The 12,815-nt window shown below is 71.9% G+C and carries 11 protein-coding genes; 6 read left to right on the top strand and 5 right to left on the bottom strand.

Translation table 11 applies throughout. The features are described from left to right. Positions 1 to 10: 10 nt before the first annotated feature. On the bottom strand, positions 11 to 1,123 hold the full coding sequence (locus AB0877_RS23580; protein WP_366611497.1) for a hypothetical protein: 1,113 nt from the start codon (positions 1,121 to 1,123) through the stop codon (positions 11 to 13). 145 nt (positions 1,124 to 1,268) lie between these two features. Here AB0877_RS23580 and AB0877_RS23575 point away from each other — a divergent pair, with 145 nt between their 5' ends. The 3 genes from AB0877_RS23575 to AB0877_RS23565 all read left to right on the top strand — a co-directional run bounded on the left by AB0877_RS23575 (position 1,269) and on the right by AB0877_RS23565 (position 5,122). After that, positions 1,269 to 2,234, top strand: a complete 966-nt coding sequence (locus tag AB0877_RS23575) for a hypothetical protein (protein WP_366611496.1) — start codon at positions 1,269 to 1,271, stop codon at positions 2,232 to 2,234. A gap of 136 nt (positions 2,235 to 2,370) precedes the next feature. After that, on the top strand, positions 2,371 to 4,674 hold the full coding sequence (locus tag AB0877_RS23570) for a M64 family metallopeptidase (protein ID WP_366611495.1): 2,304 nt from the start codon (positions 2,371 to 2,373) through the stop codon (positions 4,672 to 4,674). Between the two features lie 175 nt (positions 4,675 to 4,849). Then, positions 4,850 to 5,122, top strand: a complete 273-nt coding sequence (locus AB0877_RS23565; protein WP_366611493.1) for a hypothetical protein — start codon at positions 4,850 to 4,852, stop codon at positions 5,120 to 5,122. Between the two features lie 80 nt (positions 5,123 to 5,202). On the opposite strand, the gene AB0877_RS23560 is transcribed toward AB0877_RS23565, so the two are convergent. Then, positions 5,203 to 6,471: an Nramp family divalent metal transporter gene (locus AB0877_RS23560; protein WP_366611492.1), complete on the bottom strand. Its 1,269-nt coding sequence runs from the start codon at positions 6,469 to 6,471 to the stop codon at positions 5,203 to 5,205. A gap of 288 nt (positions 6,472 to 6,759) precedes the next feature. On the opposite strand from AB0877_RS23560, the gene AB0877_RS23555 reads away from it, so the two are divergent. The 3 genes from AB0877_RS23555 (at position 6,760) to AB0877_RS23545 (ending at position 9,129) form a co-directional block, all read left to right on the top strand. Next, positions 6,760 to 7,167: a GntR family transcriptional regulator gene (locus tag AB0877_RS23555; RefSeq protein WP_112678633.1), complete on the top strand. Its 408-nt coding sequence runs from the start codon at positions 6,760 to 6,762 to the stop codon at positions 7,165 to 7,167. A gap of 85 nt (positions 7,168 to 7,252) precedes the next feature. Continuing rightward, positions 7,253 to 8,143: an ABC transporter ATP-binding protein gene (locus AB0877_RS23550; protein ID WP_366611491.1), complete on the top strand. Its 891-nt coding sequence runs from the start codon at positions 7,253 to 7,255 to the stop codon at positions 8,141 to 8,143. Then, on the top strand, positions 8,140 to 9,129 hold the full coding sequence (locus AB0877_RS23545; RefSeq protein ID WP_366611489.1) for a transporter: 990 nt from the start codon (positions 8,140 to 8,142) through the stop codon (positions 9,127 to 9,129). Before AB0877_RS23550 ends, AB0877_RS23545 begins: the two co-directional genes overlap by 4 nt. Before the next feature lie 47 nt (positions 9,130 to 9,176). Here the strand turns inward: AB0877_RS23545 and AB0877_RS23540 are convergent, their stop codons facing one another. The 3 genes from AB0877_RS23540 to AB0877_RS23530 form a co-directional block, all read right to left on the bottom strand. After that, complete coding sequence (locus AB0877_RS23540) at positions 9,177 to 10,265, bottom strand: crosslink repair DNA glycosylase YcaQ family protein (RefSeq protein ID WP_366611488.1); 1,089 nt, start codon at positions 10,263 to 10,265, stop codon at positions 9,177 to 9,179. Positions 10,266 to 10,309: 44 nt separating this feature from the next. After that, entirely contained in the window at positions 10,310 to 11,515 is a 1,206-nt protein-coding gene (locus tag AB0877_RS23535; protein WP_366611632.1) for an ROK family transcriptional regulator, read from the bottom strand. A 168-nt stretch (positions 11,516 to 11,683) separates the two neighbouring features. Next, a complete protein-coding gene (locus AB0877_RS23530; RefSeq protein ID WP_366611486.1) occupies positions 11,684 to 12,787 on the bottom strand; it encodes a sugar-binding protein in 1,104 nt (367 codons plus the stop codon). Positions 12,788 to 12,815 lie beyond the last annotated feature (28 nt).

The raw sequence follows: 12,815 nt of genomic DNA, 5'->3' as shown, positions 1-12,815 counted from the left end.
CCCGGCCCGCTCAGCGGCGCGCGGTGTGTCTCCACCACAGCACGCCGGCGAACCCGAGCAGGATCAGCAGTGTCCCCGCGCCGAGGGCCAGCGGCCAGGTCCGCCCACCCGCTGCACCGGCCTCTCCGGCAGCCGGACGGACCGCCGTGGGCGACACCGGGTCGACGGACTCCGTGGAGGGCGCGGCGGTGACAGTGGTGGCCGTGGCCGGGTAGCGCAGGATCGTCGAGCGGGTGCCGGCTGGCTGACCGGCGGACTCGGAGACGGTCAGCAACGACCGGCCGTCGCGGCTGTAGGTGATCGACTCGCCCTGGGGCTCGTCCGGCAAGCCGGTGATCCGGGGGGTGCCGGTGGTCAACGCGCGGACCACGTCGCCGTCGGGGACGTCGTACTCGAAGGCGTCGGCATAGCTGCGCAACACCACCCGCCGTCCGTCCGGGGCGTTCGCCGCGCCGGTGATCACGCCGCGCCCCAAGAACGAGAACGGGTTGCTGGTCGTGGTCGACGGCACCGTCACCTGGCCGAGCGCGGTCAGCGGCGTCGTCGCGTCCGGCCGCAACGCGGTGGCCGGCGCGTACAGGAAGACAGTTCCACTGCCGCCCTTGGTGACGATCAGCGGCCGATCGGACGCGTCGAGCAGCAGCGCCTCGGCGTCGTGCGGACGGTCCGGGTAGGTCATCCGGTGCAGCACCGGCTGCTTCGCCCCCGGTGCCAGCCGCCACACGCCGACTGTCGTCCGGGTGCGGTCGTTGTCACCGATGTCGGCGACCCAGACGGTGCCGTCCCGGCCGACGGCCAGATCCTCGGTGTCGCGGGGCCGGGACGGAAAGGAGACGGTACGCACCACGGCGCAGCGCTGGTCGAGGTAGAAGATCCGGCGGCGGGCCTCGTCGTCGGCCCCGTCGTTGATCACCACGTACCCGTCGTCGGTGGCCACCATCCCGGAGATCTCGCGCAGCCGGTCGTCGCGCACCTGGCAGACCGGCGTCCCCGCGACCGCGCCCGCCGTGGCAGCACCCGGCACCAGCACCACGGCCGGCGGCAGCACGCCCGCGAGCAACGCGGTCACCACCGCCCCGGCGCGAGCACGCCGCCCCCAGGTCAACCGTCCACGTACCCGCATCGCCCACCCTCCTCGTCGCAGCCGTGACCGGCCACCCGCCCATCCTGGCCGATCCCGGCCACGGTCGGCGCTCATCGGGGGGACGCGCCCGGACTCCTGGTCGATGTAGTGTCGCTCCGCCTGATCTTCACGCCGGGAGGTGGACATGTCCGTGAGCGACACCGCGCCGGCCACCCGGTTCGCACGGCGGCTGCTGCGCCGCCTCGGCCGCCCGGCCAGAGGTTCCGCCGTCGCCTGGGTGCCGCTCGCCGCTGTCGTCTGCGGCCTCTTCACCGGCGCACTGGCCAGCCGGGCCGCCTGGGAGACCTCCCGACCGCAACCCGACCGCGCCGAGGCCGCCGCCATCCTCACCAACGTCTTTCCCGGTCACGACCTCGGCGAGATCGACACCCCGCCGGCGCTCTTCGTCGTCTACGGGCACGCGCTGCGCCTGTCGACGGTCAAGACCCTGGTGCTCGGTGACGGTGGCGAGTACCAGGAGAGCGCCACCGGCGCCGGTGCCCTCGGCGCGCCACCGGTGCCCGCCGAGCAGATCGTCACGGTGGCCCGGGAGCGCCTGACCAGCACCGGCTGGCGGGTGTACGACCCACAGGTGTCCGACCGCGTGAGCTGCGCGGACAAGAGGTGCGCCACCCCGCAGGCGGTCACCGACACCGCGCTGACCGCCCGACGTGGCGACACCATCCTGAACGCCTCGATCTCCTCGCAGACAGCCGTCGACGCCAGCTACCTCTCGGTCGAGCTGCACCGCGCGCCGCCGCCGCTGGTGGTCCCCGCCGGAGTGCTCGGCACGGTGCTGGGTGCGGTGGCCGGTTGGCTGGTCTTCGGGTGGGTCAGCCGACGCACCGAGGGACGTCGCAGCCGCGGCACTGTGAACGGTCTGATGGGTGTGGCCACGGTGCTGTGGTGGCTGCCGCTGCCGCTGAGCGTCCCGTCCCTGCTGTCGCACCATCTCGGCGAACCGCACCCGGCCTGGCACCCGTACTGGGAGTGGCTCGGCCAGCCGACCGCGTCGCTGTTCTTCCTGGTGGGCGCGGTGTGCGTGCTGCTGGCCCTGGGGCTGGCCGCGAGTACCCGCCGGAACACCACGTCCGAGGCCACCGCCGACTGACCGCCGAGGGTTACCTGTCGCTCCTCGGAGCGGTACGGTCCGAGATGTCCACGGTCACGGCAGGTCCGGACGACGGCGCCCCGCCGGGCCCGACGCTCGGCACCGCCAGGCCGGCCGGCCACGGAAGGGGCACAGGGTGCGGATCAGAGCGGGCTTGTGTGTCGCGGCACTCGTCGCGGCGGGACTGACGGTCGGCACACCGGCCGCCGCCACACCGGCCGCCGCCCCGACGGCCGCCGCCACAGTGGTGCCGATCCAGGTCACCGGCGACCCGGCGACGCGGTTCAACCTGGTGCTGCTGGGCGACGGTTACACCGAGGCCGACCTACCCACCTTCCGGGCACACGTGGACCGGCACCTCAACACCCTGTGGACGATCGAGCCGTTCAAGTCCTACCGCAGCTACTTCAACGTCTACGCCGTGGAGATCGTCTCGGCGGAGTCCGGGGTGGACTGTGACCCCGGCCTGTCCGCGCCACGACACGACACCGCTCTGGGTATGGGCTTCTGGGGTGGTTGCAACCCGGCGAGCGTGCAACGCCTGCTCACCGTCGACGGCGTCGCCGCGAACGCGTACGCCGACCTGGCCGTCGGCACCAACCCCGGTAACCGCCAGTTGGTCGCGCTGGCCAACAGCGACACCTACGGTGGGGCCGGCGGCAGCAACGCCACCGCCTCCGGCGGCAACGCGCTCTCCGCGCTGATCAGCCCGCACGAGCTGGGCCACTCGCTCGGTGGCTTGCAGGACGAGTACGACTACTACGGTCGTGGGGTGCCGGGCGACACCTACAGCGGGCCGGAACCGAGTTCGGTGCACCACACCGTGCTGACCGAGGGGCAGATGCGCGACACCCGGGCCAAGTGGTGGCGCTGGCTGGGTGAGCCGAGCGAGGCGGGCGGGACCATCGGCCGCTACGAGGGCGGCCTGTACCTCCAGCGTGGAGTGTGGCGACCGAGCCGGCACTCGATGATGAAGTCGCTCGGCTTCTACTTCGACCAGGTCGGCCGGGAGCGGATGACCGAACGGATCGCCGCCCGGGTCGGCATCGTGCAGGGCGGCACGGCCACCGATCAGGCGGTTGGCGCGGACCGACTGCTCTGGGTGGACACCCTGCACCCGGTGAGCCACGCGTTGACCGTGACGTGGTCCGTGGACGGCAGGGCGGTGCCCCGCACCGGCAACACCCGCCATCTGGACCTGCGGAAACTGCGGCTCACCCCGGGCCGGCACACGGTGACCGCCACGGTGACCGACCCGACGGACTTCGTCCGCGACCCGGCGATCCGCAGCTCACCGGCGCTGACCCAGACCCGCACCTGGGCCGTGGACACCGCGGTGCGTACCCCGAAGGTGGATCCGCCGCTGGCGATCACCGCATCCACCGCGACCGACCGACCGGCCGGCGCGCAGGACGTGGTGTACGTGCGGACCAGCCAGCCCACCGATCGGGCGCCACAGGTGCGCTGGACGCTCGACGGCCGGCCGGTGGCCGACACCGGCACCGACCGGGACGTGGACCTCAGCGCCCTGCCCCTGTCGCGGGGCTCCCACCGGCTGACCGCCCGGGTCAGCGAGCCGGGCACCGGGAGGGCGGTGACCCGCACCTGGACGGTCGACGCGACCCGACCCGACGTGGCGTACGCCCTCTCCGAGCCGCTGCTCACCACGACGCGGCCCGGCGGACCCACCGAGTATGTGTTCAACGGCCCGTTCACCATGGGGTTGACCGGCACCGACGACGGCACCGGCCAGGTCACGTCGGAGTTCCGGCTCGACGGCGACGGGTGGCACAACTACTACGGCTGGCCCACCGACGCCCGGTCTCCGTTCCTGTTCACCGCCACCGGCACCGACGTGGACGGCCTGGTCTACGGCAACCTCGGCTCGGGCGGGCTGTCCGTGTCCCCGTTCGCCGAGCGGTCCCCCGGGTACGGGCGGCACCGGATCGAATACCGGGGCATCGACGCCGTCGGCAACATCGCACCGGCCCGCGCTTTCGTGACCACGCTGATCCCGCCGCCACCGGCCTGCACCACGGTGGTCACCGGCCGGCACGCCGGCCCGCTGACCGTCACCGCCGGTGTCACCTGCCTGCGCGCGGCCACCGTGACCGGCCCGGTCACCGTCGCGCCCGGCGCCGCCCTGGTCGCTCAGGGCTCCACGATCGGCGGCGACCTGACGGCGTCGGGCGCCAGCGCCGTCGAGGTGCTGAACACCGAGGTACGCGGCGCGGCGGCGCTGACCGGCACCACCGACCACGTCACGATGGTGGGGGCCCGGGTGACCGGGTCGGTGGCGCTGACCGGTACCGCGTCGGCACCCATCCTCGCCGGCGGCGAGGTCGGCGCGTTGGCCTGCTCGGGCGGCCCGGCCCCGGTCGACCTGGGGGCACCCACCAGGGTGCGCAGACCGACCGCTGCTCGCTGCCGGCGCGCGTGACGCCGGGCCCCTCTCAAGATCCGCGCAACTACCGGTACGGGGCTGCTCCCGCCGTTGCGGAGGCCACCCTGTCCCGAAAGCTGCCAAGATCTTGACCGGCGGCCGCCTGAGTGGGGCGCTGGCGGGTAGGCAGCGGCCCGGCGGCATGTCGACACCCGCCGGGTGGGAGGCTCCGATGAGCACGTACCGGGATGAACAGGGCGATACTTTCCCTCCGCCGGAGGCGGATGCCCAGGAGCAACGGCAGAGCGCCGTCGACTACGGGCCGCCGGACCGGGTGTCGGGTGACGTCGACCCCGAAGCGTCCGAGGCGGACCTGGCCGAGCAGGGCGCCCTTCCGGCGGGCACGCTGGAGGAGGTCACCTCGCTGCCTGCCGATGCCAACCCGGCGGACGCCCTCGAACAACTTCAGGAGATCCCCGGCCGCGACGAGGGCCGTCGGACGTGACGTCGTAAGGTCCCGTCGCGCTCAGCGGGTCCGGATCCCGTTCCGTACTTCAAGCCTGGCCAACTCCTCGCCGAAGCGAGCTACCCGGCGACGACCTGCCAGAGCAGAAAGGCGTTGAGCGCGACCACGAGCACCGCCACCAGGGACGCCGCGGCAGTGGTGAGCGGGTGGTTGACCAGGTTGCCCATCAGGTCGCGTCGGCGGGTGAAGGCGACCACCGGGATCAGCGCGAACGGGATGCCGAAGCTGAGGATGACCTGGGACAGCACGAGCGCCCGGGTCGGGTCGAGGCCGATGGCGAGCACGGCCAGCGCGGGCAACAGGGTGACCAGTCGGCGCAGCAGCAGCGGTACCCGCCGCCGCAGGAAGCCCTGCATGATCACCTCTCCGGCGTAGGTGCCGACGCTCGTGGAGGCGAGCCCCGAGACCAGCAGGGCGACGGCGAACCCGAACGCGGCGGCGGTCCCGATGGTCTGGCCGAGCCCGGCGTGCACTCCTTCCAGGCTGTCCGCGCCGCCCGGGCCGCCACCACGGAAGCTGGCCGCGGCGATCAGCAGCATGGCGAGGTTGACCGCGCCGGCTGCGCTCAGGGCGAGCAGCACGTCGGTGCGTTGGCCGCGGAACAGAATCCGACGCTCGCTGTCGTCGGCGGCGGGGATGCGGTCGCGGGTGAGCGCGGAGTGCACGTAGATGACGTGCGGCATGACTGTCGCGCCGAGAATGCCGGCGGCCAACAGCACGCTGTCAGTGCCCTGTAGGCGCGGCACCATGCCGGCCATGGCCGAGCCGGGATCGGAGCCGGAGGCCAGCAGGTTGGCGGCGAACGCCAGCACGATCACCCCGAGCAGGACGGCGACGGCGACCTCGAAGGCGCGGTACCCGCGCGAGCGCAGGGCGAGCACGGCGAAGGCGGCAGTGCCGATGATGATCCCGCCGGGCAGCAGGGGGATGCCGAAGAGCAGGTACAGGGCGACCGCGCCACCGATCACCTCGGCCAGGTCGGTGGCCATGGCCACCAACTCGGCCTGCACCCACATCACCCGGTTCACCGGCCGGGGCAGGCGTTCCCGGCACAGCTCGGGCAGGCTGCGCCCGGTGGCCAGACCGAGCTTCGCGGTGAGCGTCTGCACCAGCATCGCCATCAGGTTCGCCACCACCACGACCCAGACCAGCAGGTAGCCGTAGCGGGCCCCGGCGGCGGAGTTGGTGGCGAAGTTGCCGGGGTCGACGTACGCGACGGCGGCGACGAACGCCGGGCCGAGCAGGATCAAGCGCCCGCGTACGCGGCCCCGGGCGCGAGCGGCCTGCAGCGGAGTCGCCCTCGACGTCGTCAGTTCGTTGGTGACCATCGAACACCTCCCGTCCACGCGGATCGCTGCCGGTCCCTTCCCCACGGGCTGACCCCTGGGTGCCAACCGGTGGCCTGCCGGTGCCACCGTGGTCGGCCCGTTCGGCAGGACTCGACGGGCCTGTCGGCCAGCAACGCGACGCGCCGGGCTCGAACAGAACGCGGCGCGCCGGGCGAGACGCGCCGGGCCCGAACAGAACGTGCCCCTTCGGGCTTGACAGCCGATGGGCCACCGATGAAGCTGTCTATTAGTCCTACTGTCGTAGGACAACAGGAAGGGTCATCGGTAGTGATCGAGTTCGTACTGGACAGCCGGTCGAAGGTGAACACCTACATGCAGCTCGTGCAGCAGGTGAAACAGGCGCTACGGGTTGGCCTGCTGACGCCGGGCGACCAGTTGCCGAAGGTCCGGGACGTCGCGCAATCCCTGGCGATCAACCCGAACACGGTGCTGAAGGCGTACCGGGAGTTGGAGATCGAGGGTCTGGTCGGCGGCCGACCCGGGGTGGGCACGTTCGTCCAGCGCACCCTGGCCAGCGCGTCCCTGCCCAACCAGGCCGAGCTGCGCGACGACCTGGTCGCCTGGCTGCACCGGGCGCAGGCGGCCGGCCTCACGGCGGAGGACGTCATCGCCCTGGTGGAGACGACGCTGCGCGCCACCCTCGCCGACGACGCGCCGCAGAAGGAGCCCGCGTGAGCGAGCAGGGCGAACGGAACATCAGGCACCGCAAGCGCTCGCGCGACCGCGACGCGGTGGCGTGAACGGAACGAGAGGACAAGGGATGGACATGGTCTTGGAAGCAGACCGGCTCGGCAAACGGTATGGCAGCACCTGGGCGTTGCGGGACTGCTCGCTGCATCTGCCGGCCGGCCGGATCGCCGCGCTGGTCGGGCCGAACGGCGCGGGCAAGAGCACGCTGCTGCACCTGGCCGTCGGGCTGCTCAAGCCCGACGCCGGTGCGGTCCGGGTGTTCGGTCGGTCCCCGTACGGCGACACCGAGGGCCTGGCCGACATCGGCTTCGTCGCCCAGGACACCCCGCTGTACCGGGACTTCACGGCGTCCGAGCTGGTCGTCGCCGGCGGCAAGCTGAACAAGCGGTGGGACGCGACGTTGGCCCGAACCCGGCTGGCGCAGCTCGGCATCCCACCGGACAAGCCGGTCGGCAAGCTCTCCGGCGGTCAACGGGCCCAGGTCGCGTTGGCTCTGGCGCTGGCGAAGCAGCCACGGCTGCTGCTGCTCGACGAGCCGGTCGCCAGCCTCGACCCGCTGGCTCGACGGGAGTTCCTCCAGTCGCTGATGGGCAGCGTGGCGGAGTCGGGCACCACCGTCCTGCTCTCCTCGCACCTGCTGGCCGACCTGGAACGGGTCTGCGACTACCTGATCGTGCTGAACGCCTCCCAGGTGCAGCTCACCGGCGCGGTCGACGACCTGGTCGCCGAGCACCGGCAGCTCGTCGGGCCACGACACGACGGCGGCGTCATCGGGGGCGTCGCCGCAGTGGTCCGGACCAGCCACACCGACCGGCAGTCCACGTTGCTGGTCCGCACCGACGGCCCGGTCACCGATCCGGCGTGGACGGTCCGCGACGTGAGCCTGGAGGACGTCGTGCTGGCATACCTGGCCGACGGCACCACGCGGACCAGTCACAGCGAGTGGGGGGTAGCGGCATGATCTGGTTGACCTGGCGGCAACACCGCAAGCAGACGTTCTACACGCTGCTGGCGCTCGCGGCGCTCGCCGCCCTGCTGGTGCCGATCGGCATCGCGATGCGGCACACCTTCGCCGACCTCGGGCTGGCCGACTGCGCCAGCCAACTCGCCCGCGCCGACGTGGCGCAGGCGACCCGGGAGACGTGTGATGCGGGCTATCGGCGCTTCGCCAACCAGTACGGCAACCTCAGTCTGGTAGCCGTACTGCTGATCACCCTGCCGGTGCTGGTCGGCCTCTTCTGGGGTGCGCCGCTGGTGGCCCGCGAGGTGGAGCAGGGCACGCACCGGTTCGTCTGGACCCAGGGCGTCGGCCGGACCCGCTGGGCCCTGGTGAAGTTCGGTCTGGCGAGCGGGTCCGCCCTGATCCTCGCGACGGTCTACGGGCTGGGCATGTCGTGGTGGGTCGACCCGCTCACCAAGTCCGCGCACGAGGGCCGGTTCGGCATGATCGTCTTCGATCTGCAGGGCATCGTCCCGATCGGGTACACCCTCTTCGCCGTGGCGCTGGGCGTCTTCGCCGGCACCGTCTGGAAGCGGATGCTGCCCGCCATGGGCATCACCCTCGCCGGGTACGTCGGCGTACGGGCGGCGGTGGAGCTGTTGGCCCGACGGCACTACCAGCCGGCCCGGACCCAGACCTTCTCGATCGAGGGGGAAGGGCCACCGGAGGTCAGCCGGGGCGACTGGGTCCTCGCGCAGGGCATCCGGAACCCGGACGGCACGATGATCGCGGAGGGTGCCCGGATCCAGTGCCCCCCGGGCGGTAAGGGGCCGGACGGTCGGGTCTGCGGCGCAGAGTTGGGCCTCGAACCGGGCGCGTACAACTGGCAGCTCTACCAGCCGGCGGACCGGTTCTGGCTGTTCCAGAGCATCGAGACGGGCATCTTCGTCGCCCTGGCCGTGCTCCTGCTCTACCTGGCGGTGCGACGGATCCGCCGGATCGCGTAGGTGGCGACGGGTGCTCGTCGGGGGGCGGGGGCCTCGGCGATCACCCGTCAGCGCACGCCCTCGACGGTCAGCGACAGCCAGGACGCCAGGTCGTGCAGCTCCTCGCGCAGAGCCCGGGTCACCTCCGGGGTGAAGGGAACGTCCTGGTGGACGGCGTGCACGGTGAGCGTGCCGCGCCGCCGGTCGGCAGTGGCGTCCACCTTCCCGACCAGCCGGTCGCCGTGCAGGATCGGCAGCGCGAAGTAGCCCCACCGTCGACTCGCCCTGGGCTTGTACATCTCCAGCACGTACTCGTACTCGAAGAGGTCAGCGAGGCGGACCCGGTCGTGCACGAGCCGGTCGAACGGTGACAACAGCGCCGTACGCCCGGTGAAGGGTTGCCCGAGCGCGGCCGGATCCACCCGCCACTCCCCCGCGACGCCCTCGATCACCGCCGGCTCCCCCGCGTCACCGACCTCGGCGGGCTCGCCGGGAACGATGACCGCCTTCTGCCGGGCGATGCCCAACGCCCGCAGCCGTCGCTCGTTGCGAAGCCGGCGCGCCTGCTCCAGCTCGATGACGGGCACCCCGGACGGGTAGACCCGCTCGGCGACGTCCCAGAGCCGCTGCCGCCCCTGGCGACCCGCGATCGCGACCTCGCCGCGCAGCACCAGGAACTCCAGCATCTGGGTGACGTTGCGGTTGTTCGTCCAACCGGAGGACGGCCAGGGCACGACGCAGGTGTCCGGGATGTCCCGGGAGAGCAGTGGGCCACCTCGGCCGAGCAGGTCGAGCACGTCGCGCCGGAACGAGTCGTTGGCGCGCAGCCACTCGCGGTGGCGCTCATGGCCGGGCGAGGCCGCCATCTCGGCGAGGAAGAGCCCCAGGTCGTCCATCGGTCGCACCATCGCGTGGTGCTCGAAGAGCGTCCGGTCCCGTTCGAGGGCCTGGCGCAGGTGCGCTGGCTGGTACGACGAGCCGAGCCGGCTCCAGCAGACGAGGTCGGCGCTGGGCGCGACGGCGGCGGTCGGGTCGATCTGCACCAGCGTCAACTGGCGGACCACGGTCAGCAGGTCGGTCGGACGCGGAGCGGCCAGCAGCTGGGCCCGGATGGCGATCCGCCGCGCCTGGGCCCGATCGAGTCGGTGCACATCCACGTCGGTGAGCCTAACGACGACCACCGACACGACATCGCCGGTGGCTACACCGGTTCGGCGGAATTCACCTGGCCCGCGACGCCGACGTTCAACGGGTCGGCCAGGAGTTTGTCGAACGCCAACTCGGCGGCGCCGATCAGGACGGCGTCGCGGCCGAGCGCCGCCGCGCGCAACCGCAGGTGCTCGCGGGAGGCGGGCAGTGGCATGGTGTCGAGCCGGTCCCGGACCACGTCCGCACCGGCGGCGAAGATGTCGCGCAGCGAGCCACCGAACACCACGGCGTCCGGGTTGACCACGTTGACCAGGTTCGCCACGCCGAAGCCGAGCCAGTCCGCCACCTGCTCGACCGCCGCGCGGGCGGTGGGGTCGCCGGCCGCCGAGGCGCGCAGGACCTCGGCCACCGCCGCGCGGTCGCTCGGATCACGGCCGGCGTGCCGCAACAGCGCGGCTTCGGAGATCTCGGTTTCCCAGCAGCCGCGTGAGCCGCAGCCGCAGGGCAGGCCGTTGGGGTTGACGACCATGTGGCCGACCTTGCCACTGTGGCCCCGGTGGCCGATCACCAGTCGGCCGCCGACGATGATGCCGGCGCTGATGCCCAGGTCTCCGTGCAGGTAGATGACATCGTCGATGCCGACCGCGACGCCCCTGGCGTGCTCGGCCAGGCCGGCGATGTCGGCCAGGTCGCCGGCGACGAAACCAGGGTCACTGCTGAACTCCGCCTCCAGCGCGACGCCGAGGGTTTCGTCGATGCTGGCGATCCGGAGCCTGCCGTCCGGGTCACGGGTGGTGTCGGTGACCGCCGCCGCGCCGCCGACCAGCAGGCCGTCGCCGGCCACGGAACGCTCCATGTCACGGACCAGATCGCCGAGGGGGCCGACGGCGTCGATCGCCGACATGCCGCTGGGACGAGGGATCTCCCGCAGATCGAGGATCTGCCCGCCCAGGCCGACCCGGGCGGCACGCAGCCGGTCCGCGTCGATGCTCAGCGCGTGCGCGTAGACCCGGTCGGAGCGAGGGCTGACCACGAGTGAGGGTCGACCGGCGCGGCGGGTGGTGGCCGGCGCCTCCTCGGTGACCAGACCGCTGGTGACCAGGTCGGCGGCCAGAGCGCCGATGGTGCTTCGGTTGAGGCCGAGCCGGCTGGTCAGCTCGGCGCGGGATGTCGGCCCGTGCAGGTGGACGTAGCGCAGCACAGCGCCGAGGTTCTGCCGCCGGATCTCCTCCTGGCTGGCGCCGGGGAGCGCCGGCAGCGGGGATTCCGTGTTGCGGCCGACGCCGGCTGGCCTGGCCCGTACTGGTGTCGCCACGGTCAGACCTCCTTCCGGGTCCAGGCCGCTCGGTGCGGGGGTGCGGAGACGACGATGGGTCCCGGTAGAGGAGACCCGGGACCCATCGGCGTACTACCTACCGTGCGGTGATTACTTGGTGAGCGGCGCGAGCTTCGGGTCGTTGGCGTACGCCTCAGCCGCGTTCGCCTTGGTGACGGCGACCGGCGGGAGCAGGTACGTGTCGACGACCTTGCTGCCGTTGTTGTAGGACTTGGTGTCGTTCACCTGCGGGGTGTTACCGGCCTGGAGAGCCTTGACCATGTTGATGGTCTCCTTCACCAGGTTGCGGGTGTCCTTGTTGATCGTCATGTACTGCTCGCCCTTGACGATCGACTTGACCGACTCGACCTCGGAGTCCTGGCCGGTGACGATCGGGGTCGGCTTGCCAGCGCCCTTGACCGAGGTCAGGATGGCGCGGGCCAGCGTGTCGTTCGGGGAGAGGACGCCGTCCAGCTCCTTGCTGCCGTAGGTCGAGGTCAGCAGCTGGTCCATGCGGGCCTGCGCACCCTCGGCCTTCCAGCCCTGGATGGCGGTCTGCTTGACGTCCTTCTGACCCGAGGCGACGACGACGTTGCCCTTGTCGATCTCCGGCTTGAGCACGTCCATCGCGCCGTTAAAGAAGACACCGGCGTTGTTGTCGTCCGGCGAGCCGGAGAACAGCTCGATGTTGTACGGGCCGTTCGGCTTCTTGGCCTTCATGCCGTCCAGCAGGGCCTGGCCCTGGAGCTGGCCGACCTTGAAGTTGTCGAAGGCGACGTAGTAGTCGAGGTCCGGCGTGTTGGTGATGAGCCGGTCGTACGCGATCACCTTGGCACCGGCGGCGTGCGCCGCGGCGACCTGGGTCGCCAGCTGCGCGGCGTCGGTCGCGCCGATGACGATGACCTTGGCGCCCTTGGTGGTCATGGCGGTGATCTGGGCCTGCTGGTCGGCGACGGTGGTCGACGCGCCGGCGTACTGCACGTCAGCCTGGAAGCCGGCCTCCTTGAGACCGTTGGTGAACAGGTCACCGGCGAGGACCCAGTTCTCGGAGGTCTTGGCCGGGAGGGCCACGCCGATCAGCGAGTTCGCCGCGAAGCCCTTGGCGGCCTCGCCGCCGGAGCCGCTGTCGCCGTCGCGGCCGGAACCGCAGCCGGCGAGGGCCAGCATGGCGGCGGCGCTGACCGCGACCACCGACGTGCCGAAGAATTTACGCATGGTGAGGACTTGCCTTTCTTGAGGTGTA

The sequence above is a fragment of the Micromonospora sp. NPDC047644 genome (assembly GCF_040704315.1).
In the GTDB taxonomy this organism is placed as follows: domain Bacteria; phylum Actinomycetota; class Actinomycetes; order Mycobacteriales; family Micromonosporaceae; genus Micromonospora.
Note: the sequence above shows the minus strand (reverse complement) of the source record. Positions and strands in the feature narration are given on the sequence as shown.

What these genes read in the sequence shown, in the direction of transcription:
- AB0877_RS23580 (WP_366611497.1), bottom strand. Translation starts at nt 1,123, where the DNA reads ATGCGGGTACGTGGACGGTTGACCTGGGGGCGGCGTGCTCGCGCCGGG.
- AB0877_RS23575 (WP_366611496.1), top strand. Translation starts at nt 1,269, where the DNA reads ATGTCCGTGAGCGACACCGCGCCGGCCACCCGGTTCGCACGGCGGCTG.
- AB0877_RS23565 (WP_366611493.1), top strand. Translation starts at nt 4,850, where the DNA reads ATGAGCACGTACCGGGATGAACAGGGCGATACTTTCCCTCCGCCGGAG.
- AB0877_RS23560 (WP_366611492.1), bottom strand. Translation starts at nt 6,471, where the DNA reads ATGGTCACCAACGAACTGACGACGTCGAGGGCGACTCCGCTGCAGGCC.
- AB0877_RS23550 (WP_366611491.1), top strand. Translation starts at nt 7,253, where the DNA reads ATGGACATGGTCTTGGAAGCAGACCGGCTCGGCAAACGGTATGGCAGC.
- AB0877_RS23545 (WP_366611489.1), top strand. Translation starts at nt 8,140, where the DNA reads ATGATCTGGTTGACCTGGCGGCAACACCGCAAGCAGACGTTCTACACG.
- AB0877_RS23530 (WP_366611486.1), bottom strand. Translation starts at nt 12,787, where the DNA reads ATGCGTAAATTCTTCGGCACGTCGGTGGTCGCGGTCAGCGCCGCCGCC.